The organism is Amycolatopsis sp. NBC_01307, from assembly GCF_035975215.1.
Taxonomy (GTDB): Bacteria; Actinomycetota; Actinomycetes; order Mycobacteriales; family Pseudonocardiaceae; genus Amycolatopsis.
The window spans coordinates 3,617,925-3,637,187 of the sequence record NZ_CP108403.1 but is presented as its reverse complement, the minus strand read 5'-3'; the positions used below and the strand labels follow the sequence as shown (position 1 = coordinate 3,637,187).

Genomic DNA, 19,263 nt, shown 5'->3' with positions numbered 1-19,263 from the left:
AGGGATCGTGGTCTTTCGGGCATCCGGGTGGCGGTGCCGAACCGCGATCATGCGGCACTGCTACTCTTCGTAAGGGAACTTGCTTGAAGGTTTGACGTCTTGGATGTCCGGCGTTTGCGGTTGACTGAGTGGAATCAGGCGAGGGGAAATGGCGGACAGGTTCGAGTTCGTCCTCGAGGTCGTGGAAGCCCTGGTGGTCGGGCAGGCGACCGGTGGCGACGTCCGGCGGTACCCACTGCGGGCCGGGTACCTCCCGGCCGATCCGGTGCGGTTCGTCCACGTCGCCCGGCAGGTCTACGACGCGCTCGAGGAGCGGCGTCTTTCGGTGTCGGGTGAGCTGCACCCGGGCGTGCGCACGGCTTTCGAGCTGCTGGCCAGCCCGCGCGTGTCGGTCGCGGTGAGCGGGATCGACGGCCTCGGCGCCGACGTCGCCGTCCTCGTGGTCACCGACGGCGCGCAGGCGCTCGGCATCACCCAGGCCCCGGACACCGACGAGCTGCTGTTCTCGCTCTTCGCGGACGAGGACCTGGTCGAGGTCGTCACCGGCGTGCTGCCCCCGGCGCCCGCCGCGACGACCGGCAGGCACGTCGTGCACCGCGCCGCCGGCCGCGAGGTCTCGGCGATGACGGCCAAGCGGCGCGCCGACGCGGAGTTCGACGAAGAAGAGACCGACGCCTTCGGCATGATCGAGGTCAAGGCCGTGGTGCGGCCGGGCCGCCGCCCTCCGGCCCGGCCGTCGTCCGACGTCGCCGTGCTGGAGCGCGTGCTCGCCGAACCGCGCCTCGGCGGCGGTCACATCGCCGTCACCGCGCAGAGCCGTCGCGGCGAGCGGCTCGCGGGCGACCCGCTGAGCTGGCTGGACACCGCCGACGGCCGCTACCTCGTGCGCACCAAGAGCGGCGACGCCGGTGAGCTGACGGCCGAGTACGTGCCCGCGGGCCGCGCCGAGCTGGCCCGCGCCATCCGCGACGCGATCGCTGCGGTCTACTGACCCGGGAAGGAACCCTCCTGATGACCGACGAAGTGACGGCGGCGACCACCGACGCGCTGCAAGCGACCCAGCAGTTCCAGGCCGCGGAGACCCCGCAGCTGCAGGCGATGTCCGCGGTCCGCGTCGGCCTCGCCGGCGCCCAGCTGAAGCGGCTCGCCGAGAGCGGCAGCTTCGCGGTCGACGACACCACCGGCAACCGGCTGATCGAGTCGCTCGAAGGCGTGCTCGAGTCGCTGGAAGCGCGCTGGTCGGCGCTGCAGCGCCTGCACGACAAGCCGGCGCTCAGCCGGACCGCGGTCGGCCTGTGGGTCTCCGGCCACATGGTGAACACCGCGGCCGACGACCACGGCCTGGTCACCCAGCTGCAGGCCGCGCGGCAGGAGTTCCCGACCTACATCGAAGCGATCAAGCTGGCGAAGCAGAACTACAAGACGCGGGAAGAGGAGACACGGGCCACGCTCGTCGCACTCCCGTCCGCCGACCAGAGCTGAGGGAGACCGTGGCACCCACCGCCGAGTCCGTGTCGGACCCGTCGTCCCCGGACTACAACCGGCGCAGCCCGCTGTACGACCCGACGGCGGACTCGTCGTCGAAGTACTACGTCGGGCCGCTGAAGACCGACGACACGCCCTCGGGCGACGAGATCCGCGCGATGGCCACCCAGCAGATCGACGACGAGATCCGGGCCGGCTGGCTCGGCCCGGCCGTCGACCCGGTACTGCGCGACCAGAAGATCCAGGAGCTGTACCAGCAGCACCTGGACAACTCGAAGAACGGGCTCGACGAGGGCCTGTCCATGCGCGAGACCGGCGAGCCGCCGCACATGCTGTGGAGCAACGCCAGTCACGAGCAGATGAACGATGCCATCACGCTGGACGCCAACCCGGCGACCGTCGCGGAGACGTCGGAGGAGTGGGTGCAGGTCGGCAACGACCTCGGCACCCACCAGAAGAACCTGGCCGACTCGATCACCGCGAGCACGAGCAACTGGCAGGGCGACGCCGGTGACGCCGTCCGCGAGCACCTCGCCGGCGTCGGCAAGTGGCTGGGCGCGACCGCGCAGGGCGCGACGCTCGCCGGCCGCCAGCAGGAGATCCACTCCCAGGCGCTCAACGAGACGCAGCGGCAGATGGGCGCGAACCCGCCGGTGCAGTTCGACCTGCAGGCCACCAACCAGAAGCTGCAGTCGATGACCGACCCGGTGCAGTACGCGTCGGCGGCCGGCGAGGCGATCCAGACCTACCGGGCGCAGCAGGTCGCGCGCGAGCACGCGGCGCAGATCATGACCCAGTACGACCAGACCATCGCCGGCGCGGTCGCGACGCCGAAGTTCCCGGCTCCGCCGAAGCTGCCGACCGCGACGGCGAGCGCGCGCACCCTGGGCACCCCCCAGTCGTCCGGCGGGTCGTCGCAGGGCCTGATGGGCCGCACGCTCCCCAACGGGCAGCTGGACCCGAACGGCAGCACCGACCCGTCGCTGGCGCGCCTCCCGGCCGCTTCGGCCAACGGCGCGCCCGCCATCGACCCGGCCACCGGCTTCCCGATCGACCCGGCCACCGGCCTGCCCATCGACCCGGCCACCGGCCGGCCGATCGGCGGCGGAGCGGGCGGCAGCGGGGCCGGCGGCAGCGGCGGGTACGGCGGCGCGGGCATCCCTGGCGGCGGCTCCGGCTCGGGTGGCTCCGGCTTCTCCGGCGCGGGCATCCCGGGCGGTGGCGGCAGCGGCAGCGGCGCGGGCGGGTCAGGCAGCGGTGGCGGGAGCTTCACCCCGCCCAACTTCGACATGCCGGAGACCCCCGGCGGCGGCAGCTTCAGCGGCGCGGGCATCCCCGGCTCCTCGATCCCCGGCGGCGGCGACTCGACGTCGTCGTCCGGCTTCACCCCCTCGGGCATCGGCGGTGGTGGCGGCACCGGCGGCGGCAGCGGGTACACCCCGCCGTCGTTCTCCGTGCCCGACATCCCGGGCGGCGGCAGCGGTGGCATCCGCGGCGGCGGCCTGGGCGGCGGCTTCACCCCGCCCGGCATCGACCCGATCACCGGCCTGCCCACGGGCGGCGGGCTCGGCGGCAACGGCATCCCGGGCGGCGGCTCCGGCGGCAGCGGCGGGCTCGGCAAGATGCCGACCATCGGCCGCGGCGGCGGGATCAACGGCGAGAGCATCGCGAGCCGCCTCGGTGGCCTTGGTGGCATCGGCGGCGGTTCCGGCGCCGGGGGCGGGTCCCTCGGCGGGATCGGCGGCTCGGGCACCGGCGGTGCCGGGGCCGGCGGCGCGGGCCTGCGCGGCACCGGGGCGGGCAACCTCAGCGGCGGTGCCGCGTCGGGTGCGGCCGCCGAGGCCGAGGCGATGGCGGCGCGCAACGCGGCGGCCGGCGGCAAGGCCGGGGCGCCGGGCTCCCCGGGCATGGGCGGCATGGGCGCCGGTGCCAAGGGCGGCAAGAAGGAAGACGACAAGGAACACAAGTCGGCCGACTACGTCGAGAACGACGACCCGAACTTCTTCGACGGCGAGCAGGTCGTGGCGCCGCCGGTGATCGGCGACTGGAAGAACCAGGATTGGAAGTGAGCACATGACGGCGGGCGGCTTCGAGGTCGAACCGGACGACCTGGTCGCGCACGCGAGTCACGTCGACGGCCTGGTGGACCGGCTGAACACGGCGGTCTCCGCGTCCGACTCGGCGATGTCGGACCACGCGTACGGGCTGCTGTGCGCGTTCCTGCCGCCGATCATCCGTCCGACGGGTGAGCAGGCGCAGGACACGCTGAAGGCGTCGGTGGAGGGTGTGCAGGGCCTTTCGGACAACGTCCGGACGGCCGCGCAGTCCTACCGCGACGGTGAAGAGGGCAACAAGCAGCCGTTCGAGCGTCAGCTCGCGGCCGCGCCGCGAGAAGCTGAAGCGAGGGTGAATTGATGACGAGCCCGAACGGCTCGAACGGGCTCGGGGACCTGATGCGGGACCCCGACGAGACGATCCGCCGGATGGACGACTGGGCGGCCGGGTTCGCGGCCAAGGCCGAGCGCTACCAGGCGGCCCAGGCGGAGACCGAGCGGCTGCGGCTGACCGCCACGAGCGGCGACGGCGCGGTCAGCGTCACCGTCGGCGCGGACGGCACCGTCACCGACCTGACGTTCTCGAACAAGGTCAAGTCGTTCCCCCTCGAAGAGCTGTCGCGGGCGATCCTCACCACGATGCGCCGCGCGCAGTCCGGCATCGCCGAGCGCGTGGCCGGCGTGATGGCCGAGAACCTCGGCGACGAGGACCGCGACACCCGCACTCTCATGCTCGACTCGCTCCGCGGCCGGTTCCCCGACCCGGACGAGCCCGACGACCCGGCCGCGCCGCCGGCTCCGGTCCCGCCGCCCGTGCCGCCCGCCCCGGCGGCCGGCGGCACCGGCACCCCGCCGGCGCCGCCGGGCCCGCAGACCTCGCCGCCGCCGGGCCGCCGGCCGGGCGCCGACCCGGACGAGCAGGACAACAACCCGTGGTGAACTGATTCGCCCCTGGACACGAGGAAGGTCACTCAGTGGCGAACCCGCTGGTCGCGGAGACGAAGGACTCGACCAAGGCCTACTCGGGGGTGTCGCTGCTGGAGTCGGCGGCCGATCTGAAGTCCGCGATCGAGTCGGGTGACTGGGCCTCCGTCGCGATGGGTGCCGTCGGGACCGCGCTGGACGCGTTGTCGATGGCGATGGACCCGTTCGGGGCGGTCCTCGCCGCCGGTGTCGGGTGGCTGATGGAGCACGTCGGCCCATTGAAGGAAGCGCTCAACGGGCTGACCGGCAACGCGGATGAGATCGCGGCGCAGTCGGAGACGTGGAAGAACATCGCGACCGAGCTGGGCAGCATCGGCGAGGACTTGACCGGGATGGTCAAGGCCGACACCGCGTCCTGGACCGGGCCCGCTGGCGACAGCTACCGGCAGCGCGCTGATGACACGGTGACGTTGCTGAACACGGCGCAGAAGGGTTGTGAAGGCGCTTCCAGTGGCGTGAAGACCGCCGGTGAGGTCGTCGCCGCGGTGCGGGCGTTGGTGCGGGACATCATCGCGGAGCTGATCGGGCACTTGATCAGCTGGGCGCTCCAGGTCGTGTTCACGCTGGGTATCGGGCTCACCTGGGTTGTGCCGCAGGTGATCGGTGCGGTGGCGAAGACGGCGTCGAAGATCGCGGATCTGGTGAAGCGGCTCGTCACGGCGTTGAAGGCGCTGGTTCCGTTGCTGAAGCGGGCGGGTGATCTGTTCTCGGATGCGGCGAAGGCGTTGCGGAAGATCAAGCCGGGTAAGGCTTCTCCGCCGCCGAACAAGATCGACATCAAGGGGAATCCGAAGGATCTGGGTGGTCCGAAGGGTAAGGGTGGGCCGGATGCGCCGCCGGCGAAGACGGATCCGCCGCCGGCGCCGAAGGGTGATGGGAACACGTCGCCGTCCGGTGCGAAGGGTGACGGCGACGGTACGCATTCCTCGGGTGCGGACGCGCCGCCGGCCAAGACCGATCCGCCGCCCGCGTCCAAGGGTCCGGACAACACCCTGAAGAGCCCCGACCCGACGCCCGACGGCCCGACGGGGTCGCGCGGGGTGGACGGCCCCGGCTCGGGTGGCAAGGGCGGTGGCAAGGGCACCGACAGCCCGCCGCCGCTGAAGGACGAGAAGCCCAACCCCCGGCCGCCGGACAAGCTGCGCTGCGAGAACGACCCGATCGACGTCTCCACCGGCCAGATGGTGATGAGCGAGGTCGACGCGGAGTTCCTGGGCGTGCTGCCGCTGCTGGTCGAGCGGGCGCACTTCTCGGCCCGCCGGGCCGGACGCTGGTTCGGCGCGAGCTGGGTGTCCACAGTGGACCAGCGGCTCGCCGTCGACGACACCGGCCTCACCTTCGCCGCGGCCGACGGCACGATCCAGAAGTACCCGCACCCGACGGTCGGCACGTGGACCACCGCCACCGAGGGACCCGAGCGGCGGCTGACCCGCGCCGACGACGGCGGCTACCTGCTGGAGGACTACGGGCAGGAGCTCGTCCTCTACTTCGCGCCGGGGGCGGCGGAACTGCCCCTGCGGTCGGTCACCGACCGGGGCGGGAACCGGATCGAGTTCGTTCACGACGAGCACGGCGTGCCCGCGGAGATCCGGCACAGCGGCGGACACGCCGTCCGGCTGGAGACCGCCGACGGCCGGGTCACGGCGCTGCACGCGGTCGCCGCGGACGGCACCGAAGTCGAGCTGATGCGCTACGCCTACACCGACGGCCGGCTGACGGCGGTGACCAACGCCTCCGGGCGCGCGTTCCAGTACACCTACGACGGGGCCGGGCGGATCACCTCCTGGACCGACCGCAACGGCGAGTGGTACCGCTACACCTACGACCGGCACGGACGCTGCGTTCGCACCGAAGGTGCCGGCGGGTTCTTCACCGGCACGATGGAGTACGACACCGCGAACCGCGTCACCTACTCGACGGACTCGCTGGGGCACCGCACCGCGTTCCACCTGAACGACGCCGGCCAGGTGGTCAAGGAGGTCGACCCCCTCGGCGGCACGATCGTCAACGAGTGGGACGCCCGCGACCGCCTGCTGCGCCAGACCGACGCGCTGGGCCGCACCACCGCCTACACCTACGACGACGCCGGCAACCTCGCCACCATCACCCGGCCGGACGGCGCCGAGACCGGCTTCGAGCGCAACCGGTTCGGCCTGCCGCTGACGATGTCCGAAGCCCCCGGGGTGATCACGCGCTGGGAGTACGACGAGCGCGGCAACGTCACCGCGGTGATCGACCCGACCGGCGCCGTCCGCCGCTACGCCTACGACGACCGGGGCAACACCGCCGCCGTCACCGACGCGCTGGGCAACACCCTGCGCGTCGAGACGGACTCCAGCGGCCTGCCCGTCGCGACCACGGACCCGCTCGGCGGCGTGACGCGCTACGAGCGCGACCTCTTCGGCCGCGTCAGCGCCGTCACCGACCCGCTCGGCGGTGTGGAGCGCTTCGGGTACACGGTCGATGGCCGGCTCGCCTGGCACCGGCACGCGACCGGCGCCGTCGAGCGCTGGGTCTTCGACGGCGAGGGCAACAACCTCGTGCACACCGACGCGGCCGGGGCGGTCACCCGTGGGGAGTCGACGCACTTCGACCTGCCCTCGGCCGAGATCCGCCCGGACGGCACCCGGGTGGAGTTCGCCTACGACACGCGGCTGCGGCTCACCGCCGTCACGAACGAGCAGGGGCTCGTCTGGCGCTACGAGTACGACGCGGCCGGGAACCTGGTGCGGGAGACGGACTTCACCGGGTCCACAGTGGACTACCGCTACGACGCCGCCGGCCAGCTGGCCGCCCGGACGCACGCGGGGGAGACGACGACCTTCCGCTACGACCTCGTCGGCAACCTCGTCGAGCACACCTGCGGCCCGGTCACCACGCGGTACACCTACGGCACCCTCGGGCACCTGCTGGAGGCCGACGACGGCCGCGGCCGGGTGACCTACCAGCGCGACCCCGCCGGCCGGATCACCGCCGAGACCGTCGGCGGCCGCACCGTGGAATCGAGCTACGACGCGCAGGGCCGCCGGGTCCGGCGCCGGACCCCCTCCGGCGCGGAGAGCGTCTGGGAGTACACCGCGCTCGACCGGCCGCTCGCCGTGCACACGCCCGGCCGGACACTGCGCTTCGACCACGACGCCGCCGGCCGCGAGGTCCGGCGCACGCTCGACTCGGGCGCGGCGATCGGCCGGACGTGGACGCCGGACGGGCGGCTGCAGTCCCAGACGATCACCGGCGCGGCGGGGCAGCTCGGCCAGCAACGCACCTACGCCTACCGGCCCGACGGCGCGCTGACCGGCGTCCAGGACCGGCTCACCGGCCCGCGCGGCTTCACCCTCGACCAGCGCGCCCGCGTCGTCGGCGTGCAGGCGCCGCGCTGGTCCGAGCGCTACGCCTACGACGTCGCGGGCAACGTCACCGACGCGGTGTGGCCGACCACGGCCGACCAGGACGCGCTCGGCCCGCGGTCGTTCACCGGCTCGGTGGTCCAGTCGGCCGGGCGGACCCGCTTCACCCACGACGAGCGGGGCCGGCTCGTGCTCCGGGAGAGCGCCGGCGGGACCTGGCAGTACACCTGGGGCCCGCAGGACCGGCTCGCCGGGGTGCGCACCCCGGACGGCGTCCGGTGGCGCTACACCTACGACGCGCTCGGCAGGCGGATCGCCAAGGAACGGCTCGAGGCGGACGGCACCACGGTGGCCGAACGCGTCGAGTTCACCTGGGACGACCAGGTGCTCGTCGAGCAGTCCCACTCGGACGCCGCCGGCACCCGGGTCACCGTGTGGGACTACGAACCGGGCACCCACCAGCCGCTCATCCAGCGGGACCGGCTGCTGCGCTCGCCGCAGGAGCTCGCCGGCGAGCAGTTCCACCTCGTCGTGGCCGATCCGTCGGGCGCACCCACCGAGCTCGTCGACGACCGCGGCGCCGTCGCCTGGTTCGCGCGGCTGAGCCTGTGGGGCAAGACCGTCGAGGAGACCCGCACGGCGGCGGGCACGCCGTTGCGGTTCGCCGGGCAGTACGCCGACGCCGAGAGCGGGCTGCACTACAACTTCTTCCGCTACTACGACCCGGCCACCGGGCGGTACGCCAGCCCCGACCCGATCGGCCTCGGCGCCGGGCCCAACCCGCACGCCTACGTCGGGAACCCGCACGCGTGGGTCGACCCGCTCGGCCTCGGCCCGCAGAGCTGCACGGGCAACGGCGGCACCAGCACGCAGGGCGCGAGCGGCTCAGGGTCCGGCGGGAAGCCGAACCTGAAGATCAACACGAACGTGCCGGGCAACGTCGTCACCGAGCATTCCCCGGGCGGCCGGCTCTACCAGCAGATGTCGCCGGCTGGGAAGTACGGTGCGAAGAAGCCCACCGGGGCGCAGAAGTACGACCGGCGGACCGCGGCCGGGTACGAGAACCCCAAGCACGAGCACGGCAACATGCTCCCGCTGTGGAAGGACGCGGCGCTGTCGCCGGTCCCGGCCGGGAAGAAGCCGGACAAGAGCTGGCTGATGCACCCGGACCGGCGCTTCGACACGAAGCAGCCCGGGGAGTCGTACAACGGCACGTCCGGGAACGAGATCAAGGGGCACAAGAACGGCGTGCTCGGGCACGACGAGGCCGCGGGCTCGAACTGGAACCGGGAGGGGATGGGGCGGACCCGCAAGGAGAACCTGGAGCACAACCGCCAGGAGAGCACCTACCACGGCATCGAGTCCAAGGAACGCTCCAACGCCAGTGGCGCGCACGAGGACCGGTACAAGAGCCCGCACCCGAGCGACAACGCGGATCGCGCCTACTGGGACCGCAACGACCCCGGGTTCGCCAAGCAGGGCGGCCCGTGGCACTCCTGGGAAGAGGTCAAGCCGGCTCCGGGTGCTCCGCAAGCCGCGCCGCCCGTGGCGGGCCCGTCCGGCTCGAAGCCGGTGCACTCGCCACTGGACTCCCCGGACGACTCCCGGCCTTCGAAGCGCCCGCGGCAGGGTTCCGACGTCGACATGGACGACTGACGGCGGTACCGCCCGGCCGCCAGCCGGGCGGTGTTGCTCGACAGTGGGCGCCCGGGGGTCGACACTGGGCCGATGACCGGCCTGATCACCGGAAGCCGTGTCCGGCTGCGGCCCGCCGCAGTCACGGACGCCGCCCGGTTCGAGGAGATCCTGTCGCATCCCGATGTCGCCCGCTGGTGGGCCGACGCCGAGGAGCCGGTGGCCGCCCAGGTGTCCTATCTGCTGGACCCCGACGAGGGCACCACGACCTACGCCATCGAGCTCGACGACCGCACGGACACCGTGATCGGCGTCGAGCTCGCCTTCGAGGAAGCCGACCCGCAGTACCGGCACGCCGGGATCGACATCGCCGTGCACCCGGACTTCCAGGGCCACGGCCTCGGCTCGGACGCCATCCGGGCGCTGGCCGAGCACCTGTTCACCGTGCGCGGGCACCACCGGGTCGTGATCGACCCGGCCGCGGACAACAAGTCCGCGATCAAGCTCTACCAGGCACTCGGCTTCCGGCCGGTCGGCACGATGCGCTCCTACGAGCGCGGGCCGGACGGCAGCTGGCACGACGGCCTGCTGATGGACCTGCTCGCCGAGGACCTGGTGCCGGTCGCCGCGATGGCCGGCTCGTGAGCACGCAGGCGGTGCCCGCCGCGCCCGGGCAGCTGCGGCGGGTCGCCGTGGCCAGCGCCATCGGGACCACGATCGAGTGGTACGACTACTTCATCTACAGCACGGCGACCGCACTGGTCTTCGGCAAGCTCTTCTTCACGACGCTCTCGCCCGCGTCCGGCACGCTGGCCGCGTTCGCGACGCTCGGGGTGGGCTTCCTGGCCCGCCCGGTCGGCGGGATCCTGTGGGGTCACTTCGGCGACCGCATCGGCCGCAAGGCGATGCTCGTGCTGTCGCTGGTCCTGATGGGCGTGGCGACCGTCGGCGTCGGCCTGCTCCCGACGTACAGCGCGATCGGCGTGTGGGCCCCGATCCTGCTCCTCGTGCTGCGGTTGCTGCAGGGCCTGAGCGCGGGCGGCGAGTGGGGCGGCGCGGCGCTGATGGCCGTCGAGCACGCGCCGGAGGGCCGGCGGGGCCGCTACGGCGCGTTCTCGCAGATCGGCGTCCCAGCCGGGTTGATCCTCGCGCAGCTGGTGTTCTTCGTCCTCGGCAAATCGCTGACCGACGCGCAGTTCGCGGCGTGGGGCTGGCGGGTGCCGTTCCTGCTGAGCATCGTGCTCGTCGGCGTCGGCCTGGTGATCCGGCTGCGGATCGAGGAAAGCCCGGTGTTCGCTCAGCTGCGGGACTCGGCAGCACGCAGCCGGCGGCCGATGGTCGACGTCTTCCGCGAACGGCCGCGAGCGCTGCTGGTGGCGTCGGGGAGCTTCATCGCCAACACCGCGATCGGCTACATCTTCCTCGCGTACCTGTTGTCCTACGGCACTTCCGTGCTGAAGATCGACCGCACCACGTTGCTGGTGGTGGTGATCGTCGGCAGCGTGACGTGGCTGGTGAGCATCCTGGTGACGGCGGCGTGGTCGGACCGCGTCGGCCGCAAACCGGTGTACCTCTGGGGTTCGGTGCTGCTCGTGGTGTGGCCGATCCCGTTCTTCCTGCTGGTCGACACCCGCCAGACGGTGTGGCTGATCGTCGCCGTGGTGGTGCTGAACATCGGCCTCGGCGCGACGTACGGCCCCCAGTCGGCGTTGTTCGCGGAGCTGTTCGAGCCGCGCTTCCGCTACAGCGGCGCGTCCTTCTCCTACGCCGTGGGCGCGGTACTGGGCGGCGGTTTCGCCCCGTTGATCGCAACGGCCCTGCAGACCGCGACGGGCACGTCGTTGTCGGTATCGCTCTACCTGGTGGGGGTGGCGGTGCTCAGTCTCGTGGCGGTGGCCTTCATCCCGCGTGAGTGATCACAGCCGGTCGAGGCGGACCGCGGCGGCCATCCGCTCGTAGCCGGCGTCGCCGGGGTGGCCGGGGTGGCTCGGGGTTGTCGGAGTAGCGCGGCGGGTCGGCCGGGTCGTAGGCCTGCCGCGGTGGAGTTGTTTGTAGGGCGGGGGTTCTGCCGCTGCTTGTTGTGGGTGTCGGTCCTTGTCGTGCGCTGGTGATGACAGCCGATGGGCCGAAGGCCGCGCCGAGGTCGTGTGCGGTGGTGTGGCTCGGATCCAGTGGCCGTCATCCTGCATGATCACAGCCGGTCGAGGCGGACCGCGGCGGCCATCCGCTCGTAGCCGGCGTCGCCGGGGTGGAGGTGGTCGCCGGAGTCGTAGGCGGGCAGCATCCGGAGCGGGTCGGCCGGGTCGCGGACCGCCGCGTCGAAGTCGACCACGGCGTCGAAGACGTTGCTGGTGCGGATGAACCGGTTCACCGCGGTGCGGGTGGCTTCGAGGGTCTCGTTGTAGACGCCCCAGCCCTTGAACGGCGTGAGCGTGCCGCCGATGACCCGGATGCCGCGGGCGTGGGCCTGCGCGACCAGCTGGCGGTAGGCCGAGGTGATCGCGTTCGGGTCGGTCTGGTGCGGGTCCTGCTGGATGTCGTTGATGCCTTCCAGCACTATCAGCGTCCGCACGCCGCCGACGCCGAGGACGTCGCGGTCGAACCGGGAGAGCGCGTTCTGGCCCGCGCCGCTGCCCGGGACGTCGAGCAGCAGCCGGTTGGCGCTGATGCCGGCGTTCTGCACGCCGAAGCGGCCGTGCAGCCGGTCGGCCAGGTAGTCCGGCCAGCGGTGGTTGGCCCCGGTGGTGGAGCCGACGCCGTCGGTGATCGAGTCGCCGAGCGTCACGACGGTGGCTTCGGCGCCACCCTGGACGTCGACGCCGGACACGTAGTGCCACACGGACGTCTGTTCGGTGTAGGGCGCGCCCGACTCGCTGGCGGTGAAGTCGCCGGCGCGGGTGAAGTACGACGTCTGCGCCGCGGCCGGGTGGTAGGTCACCGGCCCGGACTTCGCCGGCACGTAGGTCGTCACGAGCAGGTTGGCGTCCGCCGGCACCCGCAGGCCGACCGGGTCGCTCAGCACCTCGGCGCCGTTCGGGACGACGACGCTGGGCGCACCGCCGAACGTCAGCGACCGCAGCGTGCCGGGGACGGCGTCGGCCCCGGTCGCCTCGACCGCGACGGTGACGTGCCCGAAGGTCACGGCGCTGGTGCCGAAGGCGTTCGAGAGGTGGATCCGGGCCCGCCCGCCGCCGACGCTGGTGTGCACGACGTTGCGGATCGAGTAACCCGGGTAGCCGTCGGGTGTGTTCGGCACGCCGGACGCGGGAGCCGCGGCCCAGGTGCCGGCCCAGCCGCCGACGGACTGTTGAGCGAGGGCCGGGACAGCGCTTTCCGGGTTCGCACCACCGGACGTCGTGAGGATGGCCAACCCCGCCAGGACGGCCGTGCTCACGGCCAGGAAGCGTCGCATGCCCCACACGGTCGCGTCTGTCACTCGAACCAGCGACCGCTGATCAGGTGAGCGAACCGGACAAGATCCCGGACAGTAACGGCAAGTTGCTGTTTCCCCGGCAGTTTCCCTAGGGTTCCCCTGGGCGGACCCGCCCGGGATTCTGGGGATGCCGGGCGGGCCCGCGCGAGGTGGCCGTTGCCGCGACGGCCGCTCGCCGGAGTACCCCGGTCCCGATCCGAAGCGGAGGCTGGCCCGGATCGTTGCGTCGGGGCAACCCCGGAGGGCGTGTGCGAGAACGCCCTCACCCCCAAGCACGGCCGCCGACCCGGCCCGGTTCACCCAGGCCACCGAATTTTGTTCCGGGAGCGGCCGATGACCCCGCGGACCCGGGCCCGCGGGAATGACGAAAGCCGTGAATGGCACATCGAGAGACCTCAAGTCCCTCGATGTGCCATTCACGGCTTTGGATCAGAAGGCTCAAGCGGCGGCGGGGACCACGTCCAGTGCGCGGTGCCCGGCGTCGGTCAGTTCGGCCGGCGTCCACTGGCCGGGCGCCGCCAGGACCGCGGCGCGGATCAGGCCGGCGCGGGCCAGGTCGTGGGCGGCGTTCTGGTCGCAGCACGACAGTCCGTCGACGCGGAGGTCGGGTTCGCAGCTGCAGCGGAGTTCGGCACGGCCCTCGCCGACCGCCTTGAGCATGGCGATCGCGCGGCGGCTCAGCGCGCTCGGGTGGGTGGACATGGTCTGGCCTCTCGGTCCGGCTGGGTCTGGTGCGAGTGCTGCAGCTCGTCACTGAGAACCACGCGCCGGACGTGAGCCCGGTTCACTTTGATCGACCCTCTTGACACGGCGAACCCGGACGAGCAGGGTCAGTCATCGGATGAATCAGCTCCAGCAACCACAGATCGGCCCACTGGGGGACCAGTCTGCCCGTACTCATCCGATCCCTGGAGGTTCAGTGACGACCTTCCCTCGCCGTCAAGCCCTCGGCATGGCCGCCGGCGCCGCCGTGGCGCTGAGTGCGGCCGGCCTGACGCCCGCCGCGGCCGCAGACACCGCGGACGCCGCCGGCGATGCACCCGACACCCCGATCGTGCCGCCCCCGCCGCCCGTCCCGGTCGCGCTCGACGCCTGGTTCTCCAACGACGGCATCGACAGCGCGGCCGCCACCGGCGGCGACTTCGACGGGTCCGGCTACACCTTCCCGGCCGAGCAGCTGCCGGTCGGGCGGACGGCGACCGTCGGCGGTGTCCCGTTCCTGCTCGGCTCCGCGGCCGCCGGGGCGAAGAACAACGTCGTCGCCACCGGCCAGACGATCGACCTGCCGAAGGGCCGCTACTTCGTCGCGTACTTCCTGGTCGCCGCCAGCTACGGCACCACCGGCGGCACGGCGACCGTGCACTACGCCGACGGCAGCACCAGCACCGGCTCGCTCGCCGGCCCGGACTGGTACACCGGCAGCGGCGCGCTGGTCTCGTCGTTCCGCTACGCGCCGGGCGGTGTCGTCGACGCCAACCCGGTTTCCCTGGCCACCGGCCAGGTCTGGGTCGACCCGGCCCGCGACGCCGTCGCGCTGACCCTGCCGACGACCGCGACACCGGCGCCGAACGTCTCCAGCCTGCACGTCTTCGCGCTCACCCTGCAGCCCGTCGCCGTCGGCCGGTCCGCGCTGGTGCTGGACGGCCGCTCGACGGCGAACCTGCTGACCGACGGCGGGCCGCAGGCCGCCGAGGCAACCGTGGTGAACGCCGGCACCGTCTGGCTCGGCGCCCGCGACCGCGTCACGGTGACCCTCGACATCCCCGGCGGCCGCACCACGGTCCCGGCGACCATCCGCGCGCTCGCACCGGGGGAGCAGGCGACCGTGCGGCTCGGCCTGGCGCCGAACGCGTCCGTCCCGCCCGGCACCACCACGAACGGCCAGCTCCGCGTGACGGCCGGGCGCGGCACGCTCGCCACCCAGCAGGTGCCGATCACCCTCGGCGTCCCGGACTTCCGGCCGACCGACGCGTCGCTCTCGACGCACCGCGCGCCGTACTGGTTCGACGACAGCAAGTTCGGCATCTTCATCCACTGGGGCGTCTACGCCGTACCCGCGTGGGCGCCGGTCGGGCAGCAGTACGCGGAGTGGTACTGGCAGAACCAGCAGGACCCCGACGGCGCGACCTACGCATACCACGCCCAGAAGTACGGCGAGAACTTCGTCTACGACGACTTCATCCCGATGTTCACGGCGAAGAAGTTCGACCCGCGCGCCTGGCTGAAGCTGATCGCGGACGCGGGCGCCGAGTACTACGTCCTGACGTCCAAGCACCACGACGGCTTCGCGTTGTGGGACACCAAGGTCAGCGACCGCAACTCGGTCAAGCTCGGCCCTCGGCGGAACGTCATCGCCGAGCTGTTCGCGGCGTCCCGCAAGTACACGCCGCAGCTGCGCAACGGCCTGTACTTCTCGCTGCCGGAGTGGTTCAACCCGGACAACCCGTGGATGGGCCACGCGCCGCGCAACCCGTACACCGGCGCGCCGGTGCCCTACACCGGGTACACCGCGGGCAAGGACTTCGTCCGCGATTACCAGGCGCCGCAGGTGCTGGAGCTGATCCACGAGTTCGACCCGGACGTCCTGTGGTTCGACATCGGCGGCGACAACGACAGCCGCGACGTGCTCACGGAGTACTTCAACCGCGCGAAGAACCGCCGGCACCCCAAGGACGTCACCTACAACGACCGCGGCGGCATCCCGGACCACGACTTCACCACGCCGGAGTACACGACGTACCCGAACACGGTGGTGGCGAAGTGGGAGGCGAGCCGCGGCCTGGACCCGTTTTCCTACGGCTACAACCGCGCGACCCCGGACGACAAGTACATGACGGCCGAGGAGGTCGTCCGCACGCTCGTCGACATCGTGTCGAAGAACGGCAACTTCCTGCTCGACATCGGCCCGGACTACGACGGCACCATCCCGGCGGTGATGCAGCAGCACCTGCGCGAGGCGGGCGCGTGGCTGAAGATCAACGGCGAGGCGATCTACGGCACGACGTACTGGTCGCGGATGGCCCAGCTCGGCGACCTGCGGTTCACGGTCAAGCAGAACGAGGCGTTCTACGTGCACTCGCTCGCCGCGCCGGGCAGCCGCCTGGTGGTCGACGCGCCGGTCCCGATCCGTTCCGGGGACCGCGTGACGCTGCTGGGCTACCGCGGGAACTTGCACTGGAGCGTCGAAAACGGCGCCCTGGTGATCGACGTCCCGGCGGCGGCCCGGCAGGCGGGCCGCTTTGCCTGGGTGTTCAAGATCGCCTGGAGCTGAATGCCGTGAGGGGCACCCTCAGGGACGTAAGAGCCCTGGGGGTGCCCCTCATGGCGGATCTTCCGCGAGCAGCGCCATGCGCCCGGGGGTAGGGAACCGGGCACATCAGTAAAAGCGCCGCAGTTGTGGCCACGCCGCCGACCACGGCCGGGTCAGCGTGTCGCACAGCGAGATCGTGACGCCGTCCTCGTCGTTGTCGACGCCTTCGGCGTTGTGGTGCGTCGCCACGGCGTGGCAGCCGGTGATCAGCCGCGACGCGGGGGAGCCGCGCTCGATCCGGCCGATGACCAGCACCGGCCCGACGAGCCGGTCCGGCGGCGGTCCCCAGTCGGCGTAGGACATGTGCGGCGAATACGGCTGCGGCAGCCCGCGTTCGGGCCCGTAGTACTCGAGCGCTCCGGCTTCGCCGTAGTTGTCGGTGAGGATGACGGCGGTGTCCTTGTCGGGGACCTGAGCCCACGCCGTCGCGACCGTGTCGGCGAACTCCGGCCAGCCGACTTGTTCACCGGGTTCCTTGTTCACCGCCAGCAGCACGCCGTTCAGCGCGGTGGCCGGCACCACCGGGAGTCCGATGAGGACGGACACGACCACGCACACCGCCGTCACCACGCCGATCGACGCCCGCAGCACCGTCCCGGTCCGCGCCAGCCACCGCAGCGCGGGTTCGGCGCCGAGGGCGACCAGCGGCAGCAGCAACGGCACCGAGTAGTACGGCTTCCCGCCCAGCGCCAGGAGTTCGACGCAGACCACGGGGTAGGCGATCGCGAGCGCGCGGGCCCAGCGCACCCCGGCGTCACGCCACGGCCGGACGAGCCCGGCGATCCACACCGGCACCAGCACCGGCGACAGGTAGACCAGCTGCATCGGCACGAACAGCACGCGGTTCTCGCTGCCGTCGTCGTCGCTGATCCCGCCCGCGACGGTGAGCATCGGCCAGCCGTGCGACGCCTGCCAGAGCACCACCGGCGCGGTGAGCACGGCGGCGACGCCGATGCCCGCCGCGAGCCACCACGTCCGGAAGACCCGGCGCGGCCCGGCGACGGCCACGCCGATGCCGAGCCCGGACAGCAGGAGCAGCACCAGCCACTTGTTCATCATGCCGAGCCCGGCCGCGGCGCCGACGGCGAGCCACCAGCGGCCGTCGCCGGTGCGCAGCAGCCGCAGGCCGGCGAACGCGATCAGCGACCACAGCAGCGTGTCGGCCGAGTTGGTCGCGAGCATGTGCGACACGACCAGCACGTACGTCGAGAGCGCCGTCGCCACCGCGGTGCACACCTGGACACCCCGGCCGCCGCCGAACTCGCGGGCGATCAGCACGACGACCACGACCGTCGCCATGCCCAGCAGGGTCGCGGCGACCCGCAGGCCCGTCGGGGTCTCGCCGAACACCGCCGTCGACGCCCGCGCGAGCCACGGCGTGATCGGCGGCTGGTCGACGTACCCCCAGGCCGGTCGCTTGCCCGCGGCGAGGAAGTACAGCTCGTCGCGGTGGAAGCCGTACCGGCCGGACAACAGTGTCAGCACCACGGCCTGGAGGGCGACCACGAGGCCGACCGGCACCGCGGCGAAACGTGGCAACGACCCGGAAACGCGACCGGCCCCCATGGCAGTCTCCCCTCGGCGTCCGAGGATCGTACGCTCTTGATCACCCGATCGGCAGCGCTCCGACGTATTCGCCGCCCGCGTCCGCGACCAGTTCGTCGAGGGACTGCGCCCGGCGGATCGGGGTGAACCGGACGTCGCCGGTCACGTCGATGTCGAAGCCGTGGACGGCCGGGCGCGGCAGCGTGTTGTAGGCGTAGTGCGCGCCGAAGTAGTACGCGCCGGTGTCGTGGGCGACGACGAGGTCGCCGGGCTCCAGCAGCGGCAGCGGCCGTTCCCTGGCGAGCAGGTCGCCGGCGAAGCACAGTGGCCCGGCGACGTCCTGCGGTACGTCGGGGCCGGTCTTCGGCACGCCCGCGGCGTCGTACGCGCTGAGCCGCAACGGCCAGTGCTCCGGCTGCAGCACCGTGCGCGCGGCCACCTGGGCCCCGGCGTGCGTCACCGCGATGTGCCGCCCGCCCGCGACCTTCGTGTATTCGACGGCGCTGACGAGGAACCCGTTCTTCGCCAGCAGGGACCGGCCGAACTCGGTGACGTAGGTGTAGCGCCCGTCGCCGAGCGCCGGGACCCGCGCGAGCAGCGTCTCGACGTAGTCCGCGTAGGTCGGTCCCGGCTCGTCGGAGTCGAAGTTCACCGGCAGCCCGCCGCCGAGGTCGATGCTGGTGACCTGCCGGTACCCGGCTTCGGCGTTGATCTCCTCGGCGAGCGCGTGCACCGCGGCGACGCCGTCGGCCATCAGCCCGGGCGGGCAGCCCTGCGAGCCGACGTGGACGTGCAGCCGGCTCAGCCACGGCCGGTGCGCGAACGCCTCGAGCAGCAGCGCGCGGTACCCGTGGTCCCGCAACGGGATGCCGAACTTCGACGCCGCCGTCGCCGTGCTCGTGTCACCGATCCGGCCCGCCCCGACCTGCGGGTTGATCCGCAGGCCGAGCACCGAGCGGGGCGGCGCCGCGCCGACGAGCCGGTCGAGCCGGGCCAGCTCCTGGAAGTTGTCGGCGTTGATCGCGGTGCCCTCGGCCAGTGCGTGGGCGAGCTCGCCGACGGTCTTGGCGGGGGAGTCGAGCACCAGCCGTGGCCCGCGGAGCCCGGCGGCCTCGGCGACCGCCGTCTCGCCCGGGCTGGCGACCTCGGCGTCGATCCCGAGGTCGCCGAGGAACCGCAGCAGTGGCGCGAGGCCGCACGCCTTGGCGGCGACGGTGTGCTGGACGTGCCCGAGCGGGGCGAAGGCCGCGGTCAGCTCTTCCACGGCCGCGCGGAGGCCGGCGAGGTCGACGAACCCGGCCATCGGGTCGACGAGCCGCCGGTCCGCCGCGGCGGTGAGGGCGAGCAGCCGGCGGTCGGTGCGGGCCGGGGAGGCACTGGTCGTGGTCATGCTTCAAGGACAGCAGCGCACCGCCGTGCCGGTCCAAGACGTGGTCCCGATGAAATCATAGGACGCGCCTATAATGGCGG

Annotated in this window: 12 protein-coding genes and 1 pseudogene; 9 read left to right on the top strand and 4 right to left on the bottom strand. The window is 72.4% G+C overall.

Features of this window, described 5'->3' with window-relative positions:
• Positions 1-148 precede the first annotated feature (148 nt).
• The 8 genes and pseudogenes from OG439_RS15075 (at position 149) to OG439_RS15040 (ending at position 11,464) form a co-directional block, all read left to right on the top strand.
• Positions 149-991, top strand: a complete 843-nt coding sequence (locus OG439_RS15075; protein WP_326949981.1) for an ESX secretion-associated protein EspG — start codon at positions 149-151, stop codon at positions 989-991.
• A 20-nt stretch (positions 992-1,011) separates the two neighbouring features.
• Complete coding sequence (locus OG439_RS15070; protein ID WP_326949980.1) at positions 1,012-1,482, top strand: hypothetical protein; 471 nt, start codon at positions 1,012-1,014, stop codon at positions 1,480-1,482.
• Between the two features lie 8 nt (positions 1,483-1,490).
• On the top strand, positions 1,491-3,554 hold the full coding sequence (locus OG439_RS15065; protein WP_326949979.1) for a hypothetical protein: 2,064 nt from the start codon (positions 1,491-1,493) through the stop codon (positions 3,552-3,554).
• A gap of 4 nt (positions 3,555-3,558) precedes the next feature.
• Positions 3,559-3,900: a type VII secretion target gene (locus OG439_RS15060; protein ID WP_326949978.1), complete on the top strand. Its 342-nt coding sequence runs from the start codon at positions 3,559-3,561 to the stop codon at positions 3,898-3,900.
• Positions 3,900-4,478, top strand: coding sequence for a YbaB/EbfC family nucleoid-associated protein (locus tag OG439_RS15055; protein WP_326949977.1), 579 nt, complete (start codon positions 3,900-3,902; stop codon positions 4,476-4,478). Before OG439_RS15060 ends, OG439_RS15055 begins: the two co-directional genes overlap by 1 nt.
• A 35-nt stretch (positions 4,479-4,513) precedes the next feature.
• On the top strand, positions 4,514-9,526 hold the full coding sequence (locus OG439_RS15050) for an RHS repeat-associated core domain-containing protein (protein WP_326949976.1): 5,013 nt from the start codon (positions 4,514-4,516) through the stop codon (positions 9,524-9,526).
• Positions 9,527-9,598: 72 nt separating this feature from the next.
• The gene (locus OG439_RS15045) at positions 9,599-10,150 is read left to right on the top strand and encodes a GNAT family N-acetyltransferase (RefSeq protein WP_326949975.1); all 552 of its coding nucleotides are present in this window, start codon (positions 9,599-9,601) and stop codon (positions 10,148-10,150) included.
• Positions 10,147-11,464: pseudogene (locus OG439_RS15040) on the top strand (MFS transporter). Before OG439_RS15045 ends, OG439_RS15040 begins: the two are co-directional and overlap by 4 nt.
• A 232-nt stretch (positions 11,465-11,696) precedes the next feature.
• On the opposite strand, the gene OG439_RS15035 reads toward OG439_RS15040, so the two are convergent.
• Positions 11,697-12,917, bottom strand: a complete 1,221-nt coding sequence (locus tag OG439_RS15035; protein ID WP_326949974.1) for an SGNH/GDSL hydrolase family protein — start codon at positions 12,915-12,917, stop codon at positions 11,697-11,699.
• A gap of 459 nt (positions 12,918-13,376) precedes the next feature.
• The gene (locus OG439_RS15030; protein ID WP_247052192.1) at positions 13,377-13,640 is read right to left on the bottom strand and encodes a hypothetical protein; all 264 of its coding nucleotides are present in this window, start codon (positions 13,638-13,640) and stop codon (positions 13,377-13,379) included.
• A gap of 217 nt (positions 13,641-13,857) precedes the next feature.
• On the opposite strand from OG439_RS15030, the gene OG439_RS15025 reads away from it, so the two are divergent.
• Positions 13,858-16,209 (top strand): alpha-L-fucosidase, encoded by a 2,352-nt coding sequence (locus OG439_RS15025; protein WP_326949973.1) that lies wholly within the window; start codon positions 13,858-13,860, stop codon positions 16,207-16,209.
• Positions 16,210-16,314: 105 nt separating this feature from the next.
• Here OG439_RS15025 and OG439_RS15020 read toward each other — a convergent pair whose 3' ends face one another.
• Together OG439_RS15020 and OG439_RS15015 are read right to left on the bottom strand one after the other, a co-directional pair.
• The gene (locus tag OG439_RS15020; RefSeq protein WP_326949972.1) at positions 16,315-17,814 is read right to left on the bottom strand and encodes an ArnT family glycosyltransferase; all 1,500 of its coding nucleotides are present in this window, start codon (positions 17,812-17,814) and stop codon (positions 16,315-16,317) included.
• Between the two features lie 40 nt (positions 17,815-17,854).
• Positions 17,855-19,183, bottom strand: a complete 1,329-nt coding sequence (locus OG439_RS15015) for a diaminopimelate decarboxylase (RefSeq protein ID WP_326949971.1) — start codon at positions 19,181-19,183, stop codon at positions 17,855-17,857.
• Between the last annotated feature and the right edge of the window lie 80 nt (positions 19,184-19,263).